The following is a 19,151-nucleotide window of genomic DNA, read 5'->3' as shown; positions in this document are numbered from 1 at the left end:
AAGCCGCGCAGCGCCTCACGCGAATTGCGCGAGCCCGTGGCCGACGGACCAATTCTCCTTCGCGGCGTCGAGCACGTTCACGAACACGTCCTCCGGCCGTATGCCGGGGCGCTCGCCAAGCAAATCCGCGATCCGCCGGAACAGCGCCTTCTTCTGTTCCGCGGTGCGGGTGTCGAACACGGTGATCTGGATAAACACGAGATCGTCACTCCGGACGATGCCAAAGGCGGTGCCGTAGCGGAAGTTCGCTGCGTCATGCTCCGTGATGGTCATGAACTGGTCGTCTTCGGGCACGTTCAACGCTTCGCGCATCGCGCGATAAAGGCTGTCGAGAATCGCCTGGCGGTAGGCTGCCGGCTTTCCGGCGCGCAGTGAGATGTGAAGCAGCGGCACAGCTGATCCTTTCCATTTTGTCCTGACCTAGCTAAACGCCATCCGACTATTTTGATATGCTATGGATACTGATATCAGCTATAATCGTTGGAAATGACCGAACGCCCCCTCGACCTGGATGCCGTCCAGGCTTTCGTCCGCATCGCCGAACTTGGCAGCTTCACGCGCGCGGCTGAGGCCATGCGGACGACGCAGGCTGCGGTCAGCCTGAAGCTGAAGCGGCTCGAAGAGAGGTTCGGCTGCCGGCTCATCGAGCGGACGCCCCGCTACGTGCAGCTTTCGGCGCAGGGCGCAGCCTTTCTCGAACACGCCCGCGAACTGCTGGCGGTGCACGATCGCGCGCTCGCCGTATTTGCCGGTGCCCGGCAGCGCCTCACCATCGGCATCAGCGACCATGTTGCGGGGCCGGAGCTCCCGGCGCTGATCGCACGCATGAACGCGCAAGACCCGCAGCTGTTGATCGAAATCCGGATCGGGTCGTCGGGCGACCTGCTGCAAAGCTTCGACCGGCGCGAACTCGATACGGTGATCGTCCGCCTCGAGGCCGGGCGGGACGACGGGGAAGTGATAACCGAAGAGAAATTCGGCTGGTTCGCAGCACCTGGCTGGCAGTATCGCGCGGGCGAGCCCTTGCCGCTTGCCACGATGGCCGAGCCCTGCGGGGTGCGTGCGATGGCCGGGCGGCTGCTCGATGCGGCGAACGTGCCCTGGACGGAAATCTTCGTCGGCGGCGGCGTTGCGGCGGTCGCAGCCGCCGTCATGGCCGGGCTCGGCGTTGCTGCATTGGCGCCGCGCATGCTGCCATTCGGCGCCGTTGAGGTCGGGCCCAAGCTCGGGCTTCCCGATCTGCCGCGCTTGCCGGTCCTGCTGCACTCCAGGGTCAAGGACGGCCGGCCGCGCGATGCGCTTGCCGCGCTTTCGGCTGCCTTCAGGAGCGTGGTCCGAGGTTAGCCAACGCCTCTGGTTCATGGGGCAAGACGCTGGCTCGCGAACTCGCGTCCGGCTCAAGCCGCTTCGCCGACGGCTGGCGCAGCCACTTCAGCAGCTCGCGGGCGCTGAAGGCGATCACCACCTCATGGTGCCGCATGCCCTTGCCGCCCTTGACGAGGCCGAGATCCCGCACCAGGCAAAAGCGCCCGCTGCTCATGCGGGCTAGGCGGCAACCTTTGAAGAAACCGAACATCGCACAATGATGCATCGGGACGCGATCGCGTCAATTCTTGACGGTACGCGAATCCCTTTTGCGCGCGGGGATTCGTCGTTGGAACAAACACAGCACGGATGAGCGGGACGACATCCCGAAGGCATCATGACCTGAGGTCATTTCCATTGATCGTCGCGTGCGACGGGAATTGCGACGATTGCTGGCGTATCTCACGTGCCACCGGCCGCTCCGACGGATCACGCCCGAGCACTGGCTTCAATTCGGCAAGATCGATGAAGGCGTCCGCCTGACGCCGCAGGTCGTCCGCCACCATCGGCGGCTGGCTGACAATGGTAGAGATGACGGTCACGTGGACACCGCGGCGCTGCACCGCTTCCAGCAGCGAGCGGAAGTCGCCGTCGCCCGAGAACAGAAACATCCGGTCGACATGATCGGCAAGCTCCATCGCATGGACGGCGAGCTCGATATTCATGCTGCCCTTCACCTTGCGACGGCCGCTGGGGTCGATGAACTCCTTGGTGAGCTTGGTGACGACGGTGTAGCCGTTATAGTCGAGCCAATCGATCAGGGGGCGGACCGATGTGTATTCCTGATCCTCGATAATGGTCGTGAAATAGAACGCCCGCAGCAGCGTACCGCGGCTCTGGAATTCCTTGAGCAGACGCTTGTAATCGACGTCGAAACCAAGCGCTCTGCAGGTCGAGTAGAGATTGGCGCCATCGATAAACAGCGCGATCCTGTCGGACGATAACATCAGGCACCAGCCCCCCAATTTGAGATGCGCAGCTCAGCAGAGTGACCAGCTTCGGCTCTGCGGACAAGTTGAAGGACACCGTAGCTGGCCGACGCGGGTGGCGTTGACGCCCCGGAGCAAGGGATCGTCGATGCACCACGCGTGGTTCGGGCGTGCCTTGTCAATCTAGCGGGTCTTTTCATGATTAGTCCACTTCGAGCCGCCGAGAATGGTCGCACTCGCCTCAAGGAAGGCAAGATAGTTTTCATAGCAAACCAAAACGCCAAAATCGACCAGATCAAGCGCGGCCTCCCATGAACGCTCGCCCGGCACGGATCGCGCGCCTCCAGGAATAACGTATGGTTGGAAGCTGGTGCTGTCCTGCCGGCGTTTTGCACCCGGTCGAATATCGTTCGAGCAGTGGATCAATTGCAGGCTTGGCTTTGGCATCTCAATCCCCGAATTTGTGGCGGCACGAGACGGCGGTCGTTACGCAAGCGATGTTTACAATGCGGCTATCCCGGACAGCGGCGCCGAGGTTCAACGTTCAATCAGCAAGAGCGATGGCGCGAGATTCCTGCTGCCGCTCGGCTATCGCGCCAGCCTAGTCACCGAGACTCGCCGAACCATTGAACGGAGGTTGATATGCACGTTACATTTGGGTGAGAGGAGCATACTTAAGTTTAGGATCAGCCGCCCGAGCCTTGCGAGGGACCAGGAGTGCCACCTCCTCCCGCAGCGATATCCAGTTGTCGACATTGCGCGTTCCGCGATCGTCAACCGGCGCTTGCAGGCGCGACGAACGGCCGCGACCGTCAAGCGCTCTGAGCCACCTGCGTATCGCGATGCACCATACCTCCGGGCCTGGAAAAGCTGCTAGGATGCGGCTCATTCGTGGGGTCACGTGTTGCCGTCGATGGTGATGATCACCTGACGACGCGGCGCGGGGCCGGACGGCCCAATGCCATGCGTAACCAGATACTAAAATCCCGGCGCTCGGCCGAGCAATCGCTGCTCGGCGGCATGGCTTTGGCATCGTTGACGGCGGCTTGCATCTGGCTCGTGCTCGGTCCCGCCCCGGAGGTTGCCGACTATCTGATTGCCGTCGTGCTGCTTTTCGCCCTGTTTCTCGCCTCATTGATCGTGATGCACCTGGTAGGCAGCACCCGCAGGCAAATGGAAGCCGCGCTTGAGAGCCGGGCAAGCGCCGAACAACGCGCAATAGAAGCCCTGCGCGAGAGCGAGGCGCAGTGGAAGGAGGTCTTCGAGCACAACCCCGTCATGTACTTCATGGTCGATGCGGAAGGCATCGTCCTGTCGGTGAACACTTTTGGCGCCGCCCAGCTCGGCTATCTCGTCAGCGAATTGCGGGGACAACCGGTGCTCGGCGTCTTCTTTGAAGCAGACCGGGACGCGGTGCGAAAAAGCGTTGAAATCTGTCTGGCGCATATCGGGCAAACGCACAGTTGGGAGATCCGAAAGGTCCGCAAGGACGGTTCGGCGCTGTGGGTTCGTGAAAACGCGAAAGCCGTGCGACGGCAGGATGACCGGCTGATCGTCCTGATCGCATGCGAGGACATCACCGAGCGCAAGGAGGCTGAAAACGCCTTGCGGCAGAGTGGGAACTATTTGGCCGAAGCACAGCGATTGAGCCACACCGGCAGCTTCGGCTGGCGCGTCGCCACCGGCGAAATTATCTGGTCGGACGAAACCTTCAGGATATTCGGCTTTGAAAAGGCACCTTCAGTCGCACTCGACATGGTCATTCAACGCATTCATCCCGACGATCGAGCGGGCGCGCAACAGACCATCGACCGGGCGTCCCGCGACGGCAGGGATTTCGATCACGAATATCGATTGCTGATGCCCGGCGGCTCGGTCAAATATGTCCATGCAGCCGCGCATGCCGTAACCGATGCATCTGGTGGCATCGAATTTGTCGGCGCGGCGACAGACGTCACGGCACGAAGGCGAGCCGAGGAGAAACTGCACGAGGCACAGGCTGAACTGGCGCATGTCACGCGCGTGACGGCGCTCGGGGAGCTGGCCGCGTCGATTGCCCATGAAGTGAACCAGCCGCTTGCCGCCGTCGTCGCCAACGCCTCGGCCGCGCTGCGTTGGCTCGACCGCGATACTCCCGAACTGCAGGAAGCGCGCAGCGCTCTGGGCTCGATTGTCGATGACGGCAACCGGGCGGGCGAAGTGATCCAGCGCGTCCGCGGGCTGGTAAGCAAGACCGCCGATCAGAAAGCACCTCTCGACATCAATGCGGTCGTCAATGAGGTGGTCACCTTGCTGCATCGTGAACTGTTCAGCCACCGGATCGTGCTGCGGAAGGAACTCGCTCCCGCTCTCGGCCAGGTCCTCGGCGATCGGATTCAGCTGCAGCAGGTCATCCTCAACCTCGTCATCAACGCCATTGAAGCGATGCAACCGGTCACCGACCGACCACGCAAGCTGGCGATCCGGACGCACCAGGAGGACGCCGACCAGATTCTGGTCACGGTGACAGACTCCGGTGTCGGATTAGCCGTTCAAAATGCTGACCGGCTGTTCGCTCCCTTCTTCACCACCAAATCCGACGGCATGGGCATGGGCCTGTCGATCTGCCGATCAATCGTCGAGTCCCATGGCGGGCGACTGTCGGCCTCCATCAATGTCGGGCCCGGCGCGACGTTTCAGTTCAGCCTGCCGATGCATCAAGAGGACCATACGCCGTGACCGGCCGCTCAAACTCGCCTCGCAACGTTGGCGGCCCGGACGAGCCGATCGTCTATGTTGTCGACGATGACGTGTCGGTGCGTGAAGCGCTCCGGAATCTTTTCCGCTCGGTGGGCTTGCGGGTCGAAGTGTTCGGTTCGGGCGCTGAATTTCTGCAGAGCAAGCTTCCGGACGTTGCGAGCTGCCTGATCCTTGACATCAGACTGCCTCGACTGAGCGGTCTCGACTTTCAGGCCGACCTTGCCAAGGCAGGCATTCACATTCCCATCGTCTTCATGACGGGCCACGGCGACATCCCCATGACGGTCAGGGCCATGAAGGCCGGGGCTGTCGACTTTTTGACCAAGCCGTTCCGCGATCAGGACATGCTGGATGCCGTGACGGCGGCCATCGAACGCGATCGAAATAGCCGGAATGAAGCAAAGATCCGCTCCGACCTGCACGCGCTGTTTGCGACCTTGACTGCCCGGGAGCGCGAGGTGATGGCGCTGGTCACGACCGGGCTCATGAACAAGCAGATCGCGGCCGAAATCGGCATTGCCGAGATCACCGTGAAGATACACCGCGGAAACATCATGAGAAAAATGGCCGCGAAATCGCTGGCCGAGCTGGTGAAGATGGCCCAGGCGCTCGAAATACAGCGCCCGGCACCGCCGCAATAGCGGCGGGTCGTTGAGCGATCCCCCCGTCCTGCAAACCTAAGTATGATTTTCCGCCCCCGATTTGCGACGCACTCTGCCCTCAAGCGGCTTGCAGCAAGAGGCATTCTGCCAGCACGTCAGGAAGCACCGCTTTGGCCCACCCACCCGTAATTTCAATCATTGACGATGACGGCTCCGTTCGCACCGCGACCTACAATCTCGTGAGAACGCTTGGATACGTCGTTCACACCTTTGAATCGGCCGGGGCGTTCCTGCGGTCGCCTCATCTGCATGACACCTCGTGCGTGATAGCAGATATTCAAATGCCGGTCATGAGCGGTCTCGAGCTGCAAGCTCACTTGGTTGCCGACGGATACCGTCTGCCATTCATTTTCATCACGGCTTTCGCGACTGAGAACGCGCGCATGCAAGCACTGAAGGCCGGCGCGAGCTGCTTTCTCACCAAACCCTTCACGGGCGAGGCGTTGATCAACTGCCTCGACGCCGCACTGCGCGGGCACGGCGCGTAAAAACAGCCGATGACCCGATCCGATCGGGTTAGCACGGCATCTGGCGCCGCTATTCCGATCGGTCCGGCGACAGGGCCAAAACAACAATTCCATCCCACCGAAATGACGGTTTCGAGCCGGTCATACCTAGGGATAAGCCGATCAACCATCTAGACAAGTTGTATATGGGGCGGGACGGAACGAGAGTGAGGCATCGTCGCCCTCCGGTAAATCCGACGGCACGACAACCAGTACACCACGATCAGTGAATGGCAATTCCTCAGGAGGAGGTCGCCATGCGTACAGGCCCACGCTGTTCCGAATGCGACAGTGAAGAACCCAAGATAGTATGTCTGCGAAATCCGGCGCGTGAACGTTACTGCGGACGTTCTTGCCTCGGCCAAGGCCAGGAAAAATTCATTCGCTTGATCCTGCGAACGAACGCGGAGGCCGCATCATGACAAATCGTTGCGACAATCCGAACTGCGACCGCCCCTTCGGGCTGGTCCGTTTCAGCTGGCGCTTCGGGCAGTTCTGCTCGTCCAGGTGCCGCGAGCACTGCAAGCGTCAGCGGGATCGTAACAAGGCCTACTGGAGATGGCTCTACAAATGCCCCGAGCCGTCTGTCGCAAACCAAAAATAATCCAGCGATGCGGCAGGTCCGGACTGCAGACCGCCTCTCGGACGTAGATGAGCCGAAACCGTTGAGGTGAAAGTTGTCGATAGAGTAAGCGGAGGAGCCATCATGACAAGCGCGCAAGCGATGTTGATCGGAGCACTACTCGCCTGGACGCCTTCGGTTCTTGTGCTCGCCTGGCTCTTGCGGGACATTCGAGACACACGCGGCCAGGATTAGCCGCGATCCAGATTCGAGCCGACATCGATTTTCGGCGCGGCGACTTGTCGTCCGCGCCGCGCCATCATCCGGCGAGCCGCCATCATCCGGCAAGCCAACGTCCCTTGTGAATGTCGAATTTCACCAGACCTTCGTCGCGCATTTTCAGAAGCAGCGACTGGCAGGCTTCCTCATTCGGAAGATTGGCGCGTTTCATGATCTCGTAGACCTTGAGCGGCTTCTCGCGAAGCGCATTCAGGATATTCTCGCGATCCTTGAGCATGACTATTTCCTGTTGACCAAAATCGACATTGATTGTTGAACGAACCATAGCGTTTTCGAGCGAAGTGGACACCGGTTCGCATAGCAATCAAGCTTACGCAGATTGCGTAGACTTATCTGCGTAGAAAACGCGTCAAAACAAGAATCTAGACCATGGCCAGTTTGATTTGACCATCGTCAAGGACTCCGGTCGCGAGAGCCTCGCGCGCCCTGCGTTCGATAACGGGCCAATTGGTGAGCAGATATTTGTGGGCCAGCGCCTGCGTCGGAAGATCGGTTTGCAGAAGGCAGCGCTGCCGCGAGTTCCCGTTCGCGATCTGAAAGGATACCGCTTGCGGCCCCTCGATGATCTCTTGTTCGGTGGGTTTGGCAACCAGCCGCATACGCTATTCCCTGTGAAACTTGTCAGGCCAAGCTGTTCGGATCGTTCTCGACCTTCGGGGAGCGTTTCGGCTTTTTGTCAGCACCGGGCTGCGTGTTGCGGACCGCGTCGGTCAGCATCTCCCGCAGTTCCGCCTTGGTCTTCGGTGGTTGCCGCGCGACAGATGCTTTCCATTGTGCCATGGGACTCTATATGGGGTGCCGGATCGGGAATTAAAGGCCTCTGGCCCGCGATGTGGTGCAATGCCCGTTCGAGGTCGGACTGGAAAGCGGCGGCTCGGGCAACGGCTTGGGCACAACGTCCCGCGAGAATGTCGAGCTGTGTTTGCCGTGCCGTCATTGCCTGCGACAAACGCAAAGCGTTTGCGCAAGGGAGCACTTGCGACGAAGCAATCCATTCTTTGCGTGGTGCGATGGATTGCTTCGCGGAGCCTGTCATCGGGCGCGCATTCGCGCGACCCGTTGGCTCGCAATGACGATTTAGTAGCCGCCGTGCTCCGTCAAACAAAAACGGAGCCGCCCTGCTCCGTCAAACAAAAACGGCGGGGAAAATCCCCGCCGTTTTGAATTCAACGATGCAAGAATGACGTTACATCATCCCCATGTCCAGCATGCCCGGCAGCTGCGCGAGCGGCAGTGCGGCGGCGCCGACCAGGGTCGCGACCATCGCCGCCAGCGCGTGGTTGGAGCGGCGCTTGCCGCGCATCTGGGCGGCAATCCACTCCAGCACCTTGGTGTCGATGTTGACGGCCTTGGCCGGGGCCCAGCTTTCGATGTCGGTGTCCGGCGACAGGGCAATCGTGCGCGGCGGCACGGGCAGGCCAGACTCGGACGCCGCATGATGAGCGACCGCCTTGGCGAGCAGATCGTCGAAACGGCCGCCGTCGCTGCGCTCGGCGGCGGCGTCGCTGATTTCGAACAGCGCCTCGGCTTCGGCGCGGCTGACCGGCTGATGCTCGACGGCGGTCGCGGTCAGGATGCGGGCGCACCAGGCGGCATCATCGGCATCGAGCGCGCGGGAAAAATGGATACGGCCCTTGGTGGTCGGGCCCTCGCCGGTGATGACGCCGTCGCGCACGATGGTCAGCGCATGGGCGGCGGTCTTGCGGCAGGAAGGCTGGAGAACGGCGAACGCTTCAATAGATTTGGTAGTACTAGGGGCAGACATAGCTTGCACTTCTCAATTTCTTTTTCTGGTCCAGCATTGCGATGCCGGCGTAAACGAGTGGTTAACGATTCGGAACTTGCATTCCGAGATTTTTAGATGGTTGCCAATTAGTCGCTGTGACTGATGTCACGGTTCGGTTGAACGACCGATGAACGTCCCCGGCAACCGGGACCGGGGTCTTGCGGACCATAAAAGGCGATATCGGGGCGATCCGGGCGATTACCGCCGCTGTGGATTTTTCGTCGCAGGGGCGCAGATCGAAAGAAGGTGCTAGGAGTTCCCTATTCGCGGAGAAGGATCTCTCCTTTTTTGGCCGGAGGTTCACTTCCACCCTGCTAGGGCTTATACAGATCAACAGAAATTCTCCTGCAACTTTAATGAGATGAGGTGTACCATGGCACTCCAGATTGGCGCAGTCGCCCCGGACTTCGAAGCCCAGACCACCGAGGGCAAACTCAAATTCCACGACTGGATCGGCTCAAATTGGGCGCTGTTGTTCTCGCATCCGAAGGATTTCACCCCGGTTTGCACCACCGAACTCGGCGCTCTCGCAAAGTTGAAGCCTGAATTCGACAAGCGCGGCGTCAAGCTGATGGGGCTCAGCGTCGATCCCGTCGACAAGCATTCGAAATGGTCCGAGGACATCAAGGAGACGCAAGGCGCGGCGCCGAACTATCCGATGATCGGCGACACCGATTTCAACGTCTCAAAACTCTACGACATGCTCCCCGCCTCCACCTCGGGGGATGCCGCAACGCGGACCGCTGCCGATAACCAGACCGTGCGCAACGTCTTCATCATCGGACCGGACAAGAAGATCAAGCTGGTGCTGGTTTATCCGATGACCACGGGCCGCAATTTCCAGGAAATTTTGCGCGTGATCGATTCCCTGCAGATGACGGCCAAGCATCGGGTCGCGACCCCGGCCGACTGGAAACAGGGCGAAGACGTCATCATCGCAGGCTCAGTCACCGACGACGAGGCCAAGACGATCTATCCGCAGGGCTGGAAGTCGCCGAAGCCCTACATCCGGATCGTGCCGCAGCCGAAACAGTAACGGTTCATCGCGCTTTCAAGGCGTCAGAAAAAATATGACGCCGGTTTTGATGTCATCAGAACCGGCGTCAAGGAAAAGATTGGTAGCAGCCAGATTGCGATCAGGCCGCGCGAACGCGGTCCAGGAACTTCTCGACCTCGGCCTTCAGATGCAGGCTCTCGCCCGACAGCGCCTGCGCCGAGGCAAACATGCGGTTGGAAGTCTCGCCGGTCTCGCCCGCGCCCTGCGCAGCGTTGCGGATGTTGACGGCGACGTCGGCGGTCCCGCTCGCGGCGGCCCGGACGCTCTGGGCGATGTTCGCCGTCGCACCGCGCTGTTGTTCGACCGCGGCCGAAATCGAGGTCGCGATATCGCTGATGCGCTCGATGGTCTGGCCAATCGCCTTGATCGCGCTGACCGACTCTTCGGTCGCAAGCTGCATGCTGCCGATCTGACTCGAGATCTCCTCAGTGGCCTTGGCGGTCTGGCCGGCGAGGCTCTTGACCTCCTGGGCCACCACGGCAAACCCGCGGCCGGCATCGCCGGCGCGGGCGGCCTCGATGGTCGCGTTGAGTGCCAGAAGATTGGTCTGCTCGGCGATCGAGGTGATCAGCTTCACCACGTCGCCGATCCGCGCGCCCGCCTCCGACAGCTCGTTGATGCGCTGGTCGGTGGCCGCGGCCTGCTTGACGGCGTCGGCCGCGATCCCGTTCGATTCCTGGACGCGGCGGGTGATCTCGGCAATCGAGTTGGAGAGTTCATCGGAAGCAACGGCTGCGGTGCGGACATGCTCGGAGGCGGTCTCCGACGCGCCCGCCGACTGGCCCGACAGCCCGGCGGTGGTCCGCGCGGTCTCGGTGAGTTGCTTGGCCACGCGCTCGAATTCACCCGAGGAATTCAGCACCTTGTCGAGGATACCGCCGACGCTGGTCTGGAACTCGTCGACGAACCCGCGCAATTCGGCCTTGCGCTGTTCGACGGCGGCAGCCGCGGCCGCGGTCTGTTCGTCGCGAAGCCGGCGGCGCTCGAGCGAGTTGTTCTTGAACACCGCTACCGTGCGCGCGATCTCGCCGATCTCGTCCATGCGCTCGTGGCAATCGATCTCGACGTCACTGTTGCCGTTGGCGATGGCGGTGAGCGAGGCCGTGACCGAGATCAGCGGCTTGGTCACGCGGCGCACGATCAGCATCGTCAGCAACATCACCAGAAGCGCTGCAATGGCCGCTGCGATCGCCATGTTCTGAATGGCACGCGACAGCATGGTCTCGAACTGCGCCATCGGAATTCCGACATAGAGAACGCCGATGACCTTTCCGGTCGAATTCGCGATCGGGTAATAGGCCGTCATGAACGTCTTGCCGAACAGCGTGGCCGGCCCCTTATAGGCCTCGCCGCGACGCAGGATCGGTTGTCCGGGATGGTCAGGTGCAAGCTGGGTGCCGACGGCGCGGTCGCCATTTTCCTTCTTCACGTTGGTGGAGCGGCGGACGAACTGGTTGCTGGCCTCGTCGTAGACGAACAGCGTCGCGTTGCCACCGACATAGCCAACCGAGCGATCGACGATCGCGTGGTCCTTGAATTCTGGCATCTTTGCCGCTTCGGCCTTGGCGACCATGCCGTCTTTCAGCGTGATCTTGGCGTCGGGGTAGGTCTCGGCAAAGGACAGCGCCAGCGTTCGCAGATTGACCTCGATGTCGCGAAGCGCCCGGTCGCCGAACTCAGAGTTGAGCGACCAATAGGCCGCGCCCACCACCAGCGCGGTATTCACCGCGATCAGGAGGACGGCCGAGATGACCGCTTTGGTGCCGAGACGAAGCTTCAGCGACGGCAGGAGTTTTCCAAACGACGGCAAGGACATGTGCAATTTTCCCCAAAATCGGGCTCAATTTGACGGTTCTTGCTTACGATCGGATTAATGGATGCAACCCTAGGCAAAGGCTTGGGAATTTGATGAAATCTATACGCGCATGACGAGTCCTCGCCCTGCCATCGTCTGGTACCGCGACGACCTGCGCCTTTCGGACCATCCCGCCCTGCATGCGGCCGCCAACACACAAGCGCCGGTTGTATGCATTTTCGTGCTCGACGAGAGGACGCCGGGCGTTCGTCCGCTCGGAGGTGCTGCCCGCTGGTGGCTGGCGCGGTCGCTGCGCGCCTTGCAGGAGAGCCTCCGGGATCGGGGCGCGTCCCTGGTATTGCGCCGAGGGTCGGCCTCAACGGTCATTGCCAGCCTTGCGCGCGAGGTCGATGCCGGCGCCGTCTATTGGAACGAGATTGCGCAGGCACCCCACCAGCGGGTGGCGGATCAGGTCGCGGCGGCGCTCGGTGGTGTTGCCACTCACAGATTTCCCGGCGACCTGCTGGTGGCGCCGAGCCAGATCCGCAACAAGGAGAACCGCGGCCTGCGGGTGTTCACGCCGTTCTGGCGGCGGGTGCAATCCCTCGGCGATCCGCCAAAGCCGCTGCCGGCGCCGAAGAAGCTGAACGGCAAATCCGATATTGCCAGCGATGCGCTGGAAGACTGGCATCTCGAACCAACCCGCCCCGATTGGGCTTGCGGCTTGCGCGAAAACTGGCGGCCTGGCGAAGCCACGGCGCAGGCGCGGCTCAAGGCATTCCTCGCCGGCGGTATCGCCGGCTATTCCGGTGATCGCGACCGCCCCGACCGCGAGGGCACCTCGCTTCTGTCGCCGCATCTTCGCTTCGGCGAGATCAGCCCGCGTCAGGCCTGGCACGCCGCAAAATTCGCCGCCGCCGAGCACCCTCGCCTGTCATCCGATATCGATAAGTTCCTCAGCGAACTCGGCTGGCGCGAATTCTGCCGTCATCTGCTCTATGACGTGCCGGATCTCGCAACGCGCAATCTGCAGCCATCGTTCGACGCGTTTCCCTGGAAGCACGACACCAAGGCATTGCGCGCGTGGCAGCGCGGGCAGACCGGATACCCCATTGTCGACGCCGGCATGCGCGAACTCTGGCACACCGGCGTGATGCACAACCGTGTGCGGATGGTGGTGGCCTCGTTCCTCGTCAAGCATCTCTTGATCGACTGGCGCGAGGGCGAGCAATGGTTCTGGGACACGCTTGTCGATGCCGATGCCGGCAGCAATCCGGCCAACTGGCAGTGGGTCGCCGGCTGCGGCGCCGATGCCGCCCCCTACTTCCGCGTGTTCAATCCAATCCTGCAGGGCGAGAAGTTCGATCCCGATGGCGTCTACGTCAGGCGCTGGGTGCCGGAGCTGAAGCAACTGCCTGACAATTTGATCCATCAACCCTGGACCGCGACACCGCTTGAACTGGCAAGCGCCGGCATCGAACTCGGCAAAACCTATCCGCGGCCGATCATCGAGCACAAGGTTGGTCGTGAACGCGCGCTCGCGGCCTATGCGAGCATTCGCAATCGCTGAACTAGAGCGTTTTCCAGCGAAGTGGACACCGGTTCGCGTCAAGAAAACGCGTCAAATCAAAAATCTAGAGCCCCGTTCCGATTCCATCGGAACGGAAAAGGCTCTAGGCAGTGCGCCGGTTGACCAGAAACACCGCGGCCGCGCACGCGGTCATGCCGACAAGCGCGATTCCATCGAGCTGCTCGCCAAACAGCACATAGGCCATCAGCGCCGTCACCGCCGGCACCAGATAGAACAGGCTCGCCACCGACGTCGCGGCCGAGCGGCGGATCAGCCAGTACAACAAACCGATCGATCCGATCGACAGCACCACGACCAGCCAACTCAGCGCGAGCACGAACTCCGTGGTCCAATGCACCACATTGTTCTCGAACAGCCATGCCCCGAGCCCGAAGAAGATCGTAACCGCGATGTATTGCACGAGATTGCCCGCGCGCCAGTCGATCGCGTTGCAGTACCGCCGCTGGTAGAGCGTGCCCAGCGTGATGCTGACCAGCGACACGCCGGAGGCAAGCCAACCCCAGCCCGCGTCGCCGCTCATCGGCCGATTGTGCAGGATCAGCACCACGCCCGCGAGCCCGAGCAAAAGTCCGGCCCATTGAATGGCCGTGACGCGCTCGCCGAGCCAGCGGTTGGCGATGGTCGAGGTCAGGATCGGCTGCAGGCCGGGGATCAGCGCGGACAGCCCCGCGGGAATCGAATGCGCAATCGCAATCGCGGTGCCGCCGAGATAGAACCCGTGCACCAGAATGCCGGCGACGGCGCTGTGGAAGATGCCGATCCGATCCGGCCAGCGGGGCCGCACGATCGCGACAATCACCGCCATCAAGACGACCACCAGCGCCATCCGGATCGCGAGATAGGTCAACGGATCGGCGTTGTTGACGACGTATTTGGTGGCGATGAAGCCGGTGCTCCACAGCACGACGAAAATCGCCGGCGCCGCCCGCGCGGCAAGATCTTCAAGGTCACGGTTCATTTGCGAAAGCGTAGTGCCCGATCATATGCCATGCGGCAAGGACTGATCGCGCGGATCCGTCGCACCGCGTTCGGCGGCGCGCGCGGCCGCACCGACGTGCCGAAGATCGTCGACTGGTACATGCAGGGCAAGATCCAGATCGGCCCGATGATCACGCATGTGATGCCGCTGAGCGAAATCAACAACGCGTTCGAACTGATGAAGCGCGGGGAATCGATCCGTGGCGTGGTGACGTTTTAGGGAGTGGTGATGACACACAGCCAGCGCGATTGCGCTCGGTTCAAAACGCTTCCGGACAGGGATCGACGATCTTCCAGAGCTCGCCACCGTTCTTGATCTTCTTCATTTCGGTGGTGAGCCCGCCATTGCGGCGGATCCAGTCCTTCACGGTGTCCGGATAATAGGACATCAGGTCCGACGTTCCGTCGGAGCTCGTAACCTTGATGCCGAAGGTGAAGGCCTTGTCGTAATAGGCCTGGTGGAAGCCGAGGCTTGCCTTGGGCGTCACGCAGATCTTGTTCATCGGCACGATGCCGAACACCAGTGTGCAGGCCGAGTTGCAGATGCCGTCGATGATGACGCGTTCCTTGCGCTCGCGGATCCGCTTGTACTTCGTCTTGTATTCCTCGACGTAGCCGCCATGGTCGCGCGTGATGTGCAGATCGGCCCGCGCCGGGGTCGCGACCAGAACCGAGAGGGACAGCAGGGCAAGGGACGTGATGCGCATGGGTCGATTGGGAACCAGATAGCCTTGTCAAAGCGGAAGGTGGTCCTTGAGGTCCAGACCACACCGCAGAACCTTGGCCGGACTGTGTTGGGATTTCGTTAAGCATCCTTTAGGGGCCAAAAATAGGCAAGCTTCCGCCAGTTTTCCGGAGCTTTTCCTGTCGTTTTGCGTAAAATTCCCCCCGAACCGGCCAAAACTGTCTAGTTTCCAGTGGGATTTTCCGGAGAATCAAAATGCCCAAAGCCAAGTCTTTAATCGCCGCCGCCCTCTTTGCTGCCGCGGCCCTGGCGCCGAGCCTGGCGGACGCCCGCCATAACCGGCACCACCGCCAGCACTGGCCGTTGCCCTACCCGATCAGCTACCTGCACAATTACGGGCCCGGCCCCCAGCCCGGCACTTTTGCCTATTATGACGGCCCCTCAACAAACCACTGCCGCCAGGGCGCGGCCGCCTACATCGGCCAGGGCGGCCGGCACCCCTGTTACTAAACGTTCCGCTGCTGGCCCTGCCCGGACAAGTCTGATAATCGGGCGGGCTACAGGCACTCGTAGCTCAGCTGGATAGAGCATCGGATTTCGATTCCGAGGGTCGGGAGTTCGAATCTCTCCGAGTGCGCCATCATAAGTGATTGGGGAATAATCACTTTTGCCCGTTATGGCTTCGTTCTATTGCCTGTTTTGGTGTTGCAAGACGTCGCAACGGCATACTAACGTAATCAACGGCTTACCAACCTTTCCCAATCACTCCACGCAACACGGTCGCAACATGACGTTTCATACTTTGTTCTAGCCTTAGAGTGACGGATGTCCTCCTTTTGACTTGGCGAATGGGTCACTTGATTTGAGTGTCGTGAGGCGGTGATCGCCCCTAGCCGTCTTGATGGACGGTGCGCCCCGCTCGCCACGCTCCCAGCGCGTATTTCTCGGCCGTCCGGTAAACTGCACGCGTTGCGATAGGTCTCGGATGGCAAAGAAAATTAAGAAGGCTCCAGGCTGGTTGGGCTTGTCTGAAGACCGAACTTCGTTTGTCTACATCCCCGAACGGGCCGAAATAGTCAGACAGATCTTCGAGCTGAGCATTGCAGGCTTAGGCGGCTACACGATCGCAAAATTGCTGAATTCAAAGAAGGTTCCTGCATTTGGGACTTCGAAGCGTTGGGATCAATCGACGATCCACAACATGCTGAGCAGCAGGGCAACGATCGGTGAATATCAAAGGAAGCAAACTATAGAGGGCAAAGAGCATCCGGTTGGATATCCGGAGCCTGGCTATTACCCACCCGTCATCCAGGAAAGTCTATTCCAAGCCGCGCAGGAGGCCCGCCAGCGAAATTTGGCAATCGGTCGAGGGCGCAAGGGTCGACTTATCACGAACCTCTTTGCCGGGCTTACTACGTGCGCCTATTGCAACAGCCCGGTGAAATTTCACAGCAACGGGAATTCGAAAAGCCTCATCTGCGAAGCCGTCCTGGAGCGGGACGAATGTTTTAAATTCGGGTGGTCTTATGGAGATTTCGAGCGTTCGTTTTTCGAATTCTTAGACGAGAATAGGGCTCTCCCGGACTTCTCCGAGCAGTTGGTCAATCTGCGGATTGGCATAGAAGAACGAGCCCATGGTGACATCTACAACGCTCGCGCAGAAATTATGCGAATCGTAAAAGCCAGCGTCTTGAGGCTGACAATTGCATCGGCAGGGATGCCCCCACCAAGTAGCCGACTCGGTGGGCCGATACGGCGCAACCATCCGAAACGGAGTTTTACGGCGACTTTCAATGATGATTCGTCGCGAACTGGATACCTGGCGCTCCCGCAAAAGAGGTCAAATCAAAAATTCGATTCGGTTGAACTTTCAAAATCTCTTCGTCTCAGCCCGCGTCAAGGCACGCTGACGGCGCTTCTTGCGGAAGGCGAGACTCTGTCTTTTGCCGCTGAGAAGTTGGGCCTTACTTTGGCTACCGCTCGTTGGCATTTGCGCGAGATATTTAAGAAAACAGACACGCATTCCCAAGTCGAGCTCATACGGCTTGCCGAAGCGACATGCTCCCCGAAGTGACTGAAGGCGAATGAAATAGCCTTTGGCCTCACGCGACTGCTGTTGGACGCTCGGCAGAAGTGGTTTAGAGTCGACGTCGTGAACAGCAGGCAGAACAATTCCCGTGACCAGGCACTGCAACAAGCCTCGCTCGCACTGCAAATGCAGCAATTCGATCGGGCCAAGCTGCTTGCAACCGACATCCTGAAATCGAACCGCACCGACAGGAGCGCGGTGCTCGTTTTGGCGCATGCCTTGATGGCTCAAGATCGTCACGTTGAGGCGATCGGGCCACTCGAAAGGGTGATGCGCCGTAACAGCGACGCGGAAATCGAAACCTTGCTTGGTGCCGTATTGTGCGGTTCACGGCGCTCGGCGGATGGGATCGAACAATTACAGCGCACCGCTGCGCGGCGCCCGCCGTATTTGCCTGCATTTCAGGAACTCGCAGGCCAGCTTTCCAAAGCCGGACAACTCAACGAGGCGATCAGGACCATCGAGGATGCCCTTGCGTTGGCTCCTGAAAGCATCGACTTGAAAGTCGATCTGGGGCGCCTGCTACTTGAGAACAATGACCGCGCAAAGGCTCGCGACATCCTGATTGTCGCTCGCGATGCAGCGCCGGGACGCCCGGACATCTTGACAGAACTCGGACGGGCACTGCTCCTTGACGGCGACTACGCGGCAGCTGCCGATGCCTTCCGCCACGCGCTCGGCCTGCGTCCGCAAGATCCGTTGGCGCGCGCCAACCTTGCCGCGTGCCTGCTGGAGATGGGGGAGCGCAATGGTGGCGAGACCGCCCTGCGTTCCGTAATACGCGGACGGCCTCAGATGCTCGGCCGTGCTGCCTACGCGCTTTCCGCTTCCTCGCATGGCCGCTTCTTTTTCCGGCCGAGTGCGGTGGCGAAATTCCTGGGCAAGAACCGCCCTGAGTAGCTACGTTCTGAAATTCCGCCTGTACAATCCGGGCTCTCGTCCTATCTTTTTTTGCAATGCGCTAACCCGCTGCGTCTCTTCTTCCGTGAAGGAAGAAATTTGCGCGATCCAGTTTTCTCGTTTGACAGGGATGCACTGCGCGATCGGCGTGCCTTTTGGGATGACACCCTCAAATCCTCGGTTATGCCAATGCGCCGGAAAGTGCACCCAGGTATCGTGATAGCGGTCGCAATCGACCAGTCCGCTTAGCGTGGTGAAGGGCAGATCAAAGCGATTGACGGGATGGGTGAAGAACACGCCGTACCCTTCCGGGGCTTCGATGGTCCACAGATTGTGGAATTTGATAACGAAGCGGTCGGCTTCAAACAGTGGCGTACCGGTGACCTGACCCTCATCGTGAAATCCGATGGGCGAACGGGGAAAATCGAGTGCTCCGCCTGGTGGAATTTCGTTGTCCCAAGTGATTTCGCCGCTTGCGACCCTTAAATCGCAGACCAGCGGTATCAAGAAACCATGGGTCATCGCATCGATGAACGGTGGGCACCGCTTTACCGTCTCCTCCTCGCGAATGTTGATTGAACTGAAGGCTGTGGCCGGCATCGTTTTGAGCCAGTCGGGAACGCCTTGGGTCGCCGGCACTGGCAAGGGCAAATGGCCCTCGAGCTCTCGAGGACAGCGAAATTTGAGATGGAGTTCGTTTTTCATTTCAATATCGATGTCGCCGGCTTCGTCGCGCCAAATCACTATGCGCCGGAAATGGAGTCAAGCAAGGGCCCAGAAAAACGCTGTCTGTCAAGAGCATCGGTGGAACTCACGAACTGGCGAGGAGGAAAACGCTCTCACCATAAGCCAACATGGTCGAGCACAGCCGGGTGAAACCGGGCGACCAAGGGAATGACAACAAAGGCCGCACACAAGGCTTCCCTCGGGAGCCCGCGTGCGGCCTTTCGCTAACGATCCTCGTTCCTGCGACTGAAGAAGCGCGGGTGACCCGCATGCAACGAACGAGGTCAGTGAACTCGGCCCAAAGCAAAACCCCCGGCAGTTTCCCGCCGGGGGCTCTGTTAGTACTTGATCAAACGACTGGATTACCAGTTGCGCTGAGCGCGGATCAGCAAGCTGAGGGTGTCCTGGTCCTTCAGCTCGTACACAGCTGCCGGCTTCGCGATACCAGCCTGGGCTGCGGGAGCAATCAAGCCAACAAACT

21 protein-coding genes, 1 tRNA gene and 1 pseudogene are annotated in these 19,151 nt (G+C 60.5%); 11 read left to right on the top strand and 12 right to left on the bottom strand.

Going from position 1 to position 19,151, the window contains the following annotated elements; genetic code table 11:
- Nucleotides 1-15 precede the first annotated feature (15 nt).
- Nucleotides 16-393: a tautomerase family protein gene (locus tag JQ611_RS31625; protein WP_212266152.1), complete on the bottom strand. Its 378-nt coding sequence runs from the start codon at nucleotides 391-393 to the stop codon at nucleotides 16-18.
- A 93-nt stretch (nucleotides 394-486) separates the two neighbouring features.
- Between JQ611_RS31625 and JQ611_RS31620 the strand changes: the two genes are divergently transcribed.
- On the top strand, nucleotides 487-1,344 hold the full coding sequence (locus JQ611_RS31620) for a LysR family transcriptional regulator (RefSeq protein ID WP_212266151.1): 858 nt from the start codon (nucleotides 487-489) through the stop codon (nucleotides 1,342-1,344).
- On the opposite strand, the gene JQ611_RS31615 is transcribed toward JQ611_RS31620, so the two are convergent.
- The 3 genes from JQ611_RS31615 to JQ611_RS31605 form a co-directional block, all read right to left on the bottom strand.
- Nucleotides 1,322-1,576: a hypothetical protein gene (locus tag JQ611_RS31615; RefSeq protein ID WP_212266340.1), complete on the bottom strand. Its 255-nt coding sequence runs from the start codon at nucleotides 1,574-1,576 to the stop codon at nucleotides 1,322-1,324. The two genes, JQ611_RS31620 and JQ611_RS31615, sit on opposite strands and share 23 nt — an antisense overlap.
- A gap of 124 nt (nucleotides 1,577-1,700) precedes the next feature.
- Nucleotides 1,701-2,312 (bottom strand): NYN domain-containing protein, encoded by a 612-nt coding sequence (locus JQ611_RS31610; protein ID WP_212266150.1) that lies wholly within the window; start codon nucleotides 2,310-2,312, stop codon nucleotides 1,701-1,703.
- Nucleotides 2,313-2,477: 165 nt separating this feature from the next.
- Nucleotides 2,478-2,741 carry a hypothetical protein gene (locus tag JQ611_RS31605; protein ID WP_212467645.1) on the bottom strand — a complete coding sequence of 88 codons (264 nt, stop codon included), beginning with the start codon at nucleotides 2,739-2,741 and terminating at the stop codon, nucleotides 2,478-2,480.
- Between the two features lie 516 nt (nucleotides 2,742-3,257).
- On the opposite strand from JQ611_RS31605, the gene JQ611_RS31600 reads away from it, so the two are divergent.
- From JQ611_RS31600 to JQ611_RS31590, 3 genes are all read left to right on the top strand, one after another.
- Nucleotides 3,258-5,012: a PAS domain S-box protein gene (locus tag JQ611_RS31600; protein WP_212266325.1), complete on the top strand. Its 1,755-nt coding sequence runs from the start codon at nucleotides 3,258-3,260 to the stop codon at nucleotides 5,010-5,012.
- The gene (locus JQ611_RS31595) at nucleotides 5,009-5,674 is read left to right on the top strand and encodes a response regulator transcription factor (protein ID WP_212266148.1); all 666 of its coding nucleotides are present in this window, start codon (nucleotides 5,009-5,011) and stop codon (nucleotides 5,672-5,674) included. Before JQ611_RS31600 ends, JQ611_RS31595 begins: the two co-directional genes overlap by 4 nt.
- A gap of 131 nt (nucleotides 5,675-5,805) precedes the next feature.
- A complete protein-coding gene (locus JQ611_RS31590) occupies nucleotides 5,806-6,183 on the top strand; it encodes a response regulator transcription factor (RefSeq protein ID WP_212266147.1) in 378 nt (125 codons plus the stop codon).
- Between the two features lie 917 nt (nucleotides 6,184-7,100).
- Here JQ611_RS31590 and JQ611_RS31585 read toward each other — a convergent pair.
- From JQ611_RS31585 to JQ611_RS31570, 4 genes are all read right to left on the bottom strand, one after another.
- Entirely contained in the window at nucleotides 7,101-7,280 is a 180-nt protein-coding gene (locus tag JQ611_RS31585) for a hypothetical protein (protein WP_192733787.1), read from the bottom strand.
- A gap of 145 nt (nucleotides 7,281-7,425) precedes the next feature.
- Nucleotides 7,426-7,662 (bottom strand): hypothetical protein, encoded by a 237-nt coding sequence (locus JQ611_RS31580; RefSeq protein WP_212266146.1) that lies wholly within the window; start codon nucleotides 7,660-7,662, stop codon nucleotides 7,426-7,428.
- Nucleotides 7,663-7,684: 22 nt separating this feature from the next.
- Nucleotides 7,685-7,843 (bottom strand): hypothetical protein, encoded by a 159-nt coding sequence (locus JQ611_RS31575; RefSeq protein ID WP_212467644.1) that lies wholly within the window; start codon nucleotides 7,841-7,843, stop codon nucleotides 7,685-7,687.
- Between the two features lie 406 nt (nucleotides 7,844-8,249).
- The gene (locus JQ611_RS31570) at nucleotides 8,250-8,828 is read right to left on the bottom strand and encodes a hypothetical protein (protein ID WP_212266144.1); all 579 of its coding nucleotides are present in this window, start codon (nucleotides 8,826-8,828) and stop codon (nucleotides 8,250-8,252) included.
- A gap of 394 nt (nucleotides 8,829-9,222) precedes the next feature.
- Between JQ611_RS31570 and JQ611_RS31565 the strand changes: the two genes are divergently transcribed.
- The gene (locus tag JQ611_RS31565) at nucleotides 9,223-9,885 is read left to right on the top strand and encodes a peroxiredoxin (protein ID WP_212266143.1); all 663 of its coding nucleotides are present in this window, start codon (nucleotides 9,223-9,225) and stop codon (nucleotides 9,883-9,885) included.
- 100 nt (nucleotides 9,886-9,985) lie between these two features.
- On the opposite strand, the gene JQ611_RS31560 is transcribed toward JQ611_RS31565, so the two are convergent.
- Nucleotides 9,986-11,722 (bottom strand): methyl-accepting chemotaxis protein, encoded by a 1,737-nt coding sequence (locus JQ611_RS31560; protein ID WP_212467643.1) that lies wholly within the window; start codon nucleotides 11,720-11,722, stop codon nucleotides 9,986-9,988.
- A 109-nt stretch (nucleotides 11,723-11,831) separates the two neighbouring features.
- Between JQ611_RS31560 and JQ611_RS31555 the strand changes: the two genes are divergently transcribed.
- Nucleotides 11,832-13,271 (top strand): deoxyribodipyrimidine photo-lyase, encoded by a 1,440-nt coding sequence (locus tag JQ611_RS31555; protein WP_212467642.1) that lies wholly within the window; start codon nucleotides 11,832-11,834, stop codon nucleotides 13,269-13,271.
- Nucleotides 13,272-13,374: 103 nt separating this feature from the next.
- On the opposite strand, the gene JQ611_RS31550 is transcribed toward JQ611_RS31555, so the two are convergent.
- Complete coding sequence (locus tag JQ611_RS31550; RefSeq protein WP_212467641.1) at nucleotides 13,375-14,250, bottom strand: DMT family transporter; 876 nt, start codon at nucleotides 14,248-14,250, stop codon at nucleotides 13,375-13,377.
- Nucleotides 14,251-14,313: 63 nt separating this feature from the next.
- Between JQ611_RS31550 and JQ611_RS31545 the strand changes: the two are divergent.
- Nucleotides 14,314-14,490, top strand: a pseudogene (locus JQ611_RS31545) (S-(hydroxymethyl)glutathione dehydrogenase); the annotation flags it as partial.
- 40 nt (nucleotides 14,491-14,530) lie between these two features.
- Here JQ611_RS31545 and JQ611_RS31540 read toward each other — a convergent pair.
- Nucleotides 14,531-14,977, bottom strand: a complete 447-nt coding sequence (locus tag JQ611_RS31540; RefSeq protein ID WP_212266139.1) for a hypothetical protein — start codon at nucleotides 14,975-14,977, stop codon at nucleotides 14,531-14,533.
- 233 nt (nucleotides 14,978-15,210) lie between these two features.
- Here JQ611_RS31540 and JQ611_RS31535 point away from each other — a divergent pair, with 233 nt between their 5' ends.
- The 4 genes from JQ611_RS31535 to JQ611_RS31520 all read left to right on the top strand — a co-directional run bounded on the left by JQ611_RS31535 (nucleotide 15,211) and on the right by JQ611_RS31520 (nucleotide 17,944).
- The gene (locus JQ611_RS31535) at nucleotides 15,211-15,465 is read left to right on the top strand and encodes a hypothetical protein (protein WP_212266138.1); all 255 of its coding nucleotides are present in this window, start codon (nucleotides 15,211-15,213) and stop codon (nucleotides 15,463-15,465) included.
- A gap of 53 nt (nucleotides 15,466-15,518) precedes the next feature.
- Nucleotides 15,519-15,595 (top strand) — tRNA-Arg (locus JQ611_RS31530).
- A gap of 345 nt (nucleotides 15,596-15,940) precedes the next feature.
- Nucleotides 15,941-17,029 carry a recombinase family protein gene (locus tag JQ611_RS31525; protein ID WP_212467640.1) on the top strand — a complete coding sequence of 363 codons (1,089 nt, stop codon included), beginning with the start codon at nucleotides 15,941-15,943 and terminating at the stop codon, nucleotides 17,027-17,029.
- 78 nt (nucleotides 17,030-17,107) lie between these two features.
- The gene (locus JQ611_RS31520) at nucleotides 17,108-17,944 is read left to right on the top strand and encodes a tetratricopeptide repeat protein (protein ID WP_212467639.1); all 837 of its coding nucleotides are present in this window, start codon (nucleotides 17,108-17,110) and stop codon (nucleotides 17,942-17,944) included.
- Here JQ611_RS31520 and JQ611_RS31515 read toward each other — a convergent pair whose 3' ends face one another.
- Entirely contained in the window at nucleotides 17,945-18,649 is a 705-nt protein-coding gene (locus tag JQ611_RS31515) for a hypothetical protein (RefSeq protein ID WP_249133610.1), read from the bottom strand. It abuts the gene before it with no gap.
- Nucleotides 18,650-19,151 lie beyond the last annotated feature (502 nt).

Source organism: Bradyrhizobium sp. AUGA SZCCT0182 (assembly GCF_018130185.1).
Classification (GTDB): domain Bacteria; phylum Pseudomonadota; class Alphaproteobacteria; order Rhizobiales; family Xanthobacteraceae; genus Bradyrhizobium.
The sequence above is the reverse complement of the archived record's forward strand: the minus strand, read 5'-3'. Positions and strand labels throughout refer to the sequence as shown.

Bases quoted from the DNA above. Each gene is read 5' to 3' on its own strand.
- JQ611_RS31620 (WP_212266151.1), top strand. From the start codon at position 487: ATGACCGAACGCCCCCTCGACCTGGATGCCGTCCAGGCTTTCGTCCGC.
- JQ611_RS31615 (WP_212266340.1), bottom strand. From the start codon at position 1,576: ATGTTCGGTTTCTTCAAAGGTTGCCGCCTAGCCCGCATGAGCAGCGGG.
- JQ611_RS31610 (WP_212266150.1), bottom strand. From the start codon at position 2,312: ATGTTATCGTCCGACAGGATCGCGCTGTTTATCGATGGCGCCAATCTC.
- JQ611_RS31605 (WP_212467645.1), bottom strand. From the start codon at position 2,741: ATGCCAAAGCCAAGCCTGCAATTGATCCACTGCTCGAACGATATTCGA.
- JQ611_RS31600 (WP_212266325.1), top strand. From the start codon at position 3,258: ATGCGTAACCAGATACTAAAATCCCGGCGCTCGGCCGAGCAATCGCTG.
- JQ611_RS31585 (WP_192733787.1), bottom strand. From the start codon at position 7,280: ATGCTCAAGGATCGCGAGAATATCCTGAATGCGCTTCGCGAGAAGCCG.
- JQ611_RS31580 (WP_212266146.1), bottom strand. From the start codon at position 7,662: ATGCGGCTGGTTGCCAAACCCACCGAACAAGAGATCATCGAGGGGCCG.
- JQ611_RS31575 (WP_212467644.1), bottom strand. From the start codon at position 7,843: ATGGCACAATGGAAAGCATCTGTCGCGCGGCAACCACCGAAGACCAAG.
- JQ611_RS31570 (WP_212266144.1), bottom strand. From the start codon at position 8,828: ATGTCTGCCCCTAGTACTACCAAATCTATTGAAGCGTTCGCCGTTCTC.
- JQ611_RS31565 (WP_212266143.1), top strand. From the start codon at position 9,223: ATGGCACTCCAGATTGGCGCAGTCGCCCCGGACTTCGAAGCCCAGACC.
- JQ611_RS31560 (WP_212467643.1), bottom strand. From the start codon at position 11,722: ATGTCCTTGCCGTCGTTTGGAAAACTCCTGCCGTCGCTGAAGCTTCGT.
- JQ611_RS31555 (WP_212467642.1), top strand. From the start codon at position 11,832: ATGACGAGTCCTCGCCCTGCCATCGTCTGGTACCGCGACGACCTGCGC.
- JQ611_RS31550 (WP_212467641.1), bottom strand. From the start codon at position 14,250: ATGAACCGTGACCTTGAAGATCTTGCCGCGCGGGCGGCGCCGGCGATT.
- JQ611_RS31540 (WP_212266139.1), bottom strand. From the start codon at position 14,977: ATGCGCATCACGTCCCTTGCCCTGCTGTCCCTCTCGGTTCTGGTCGCG.
- JQ611_RS31535 (WP_212266138.1), top strand. From the start codon at position 15,211: ATGCCCAAAGCCAAGTCTTTAATCGCCGCCGCCCTCTTTGCTGCCGCG.
- JQ611_RS31525 (WP_212467640.1), top strand. From the start codon at position 15,941: ATGGCAAAGAAAATTAAGAAGGCTCCAGGCTGGTTGGGCTTGTCTGAA.
- JQ611_RS31515 (WP_249133610.1), bottom strand. From the start codon at position 18,649: ATGAAAAACGAACTCCATCTCAAATTTCGCTGTCCTCGAGAGCTCGAG.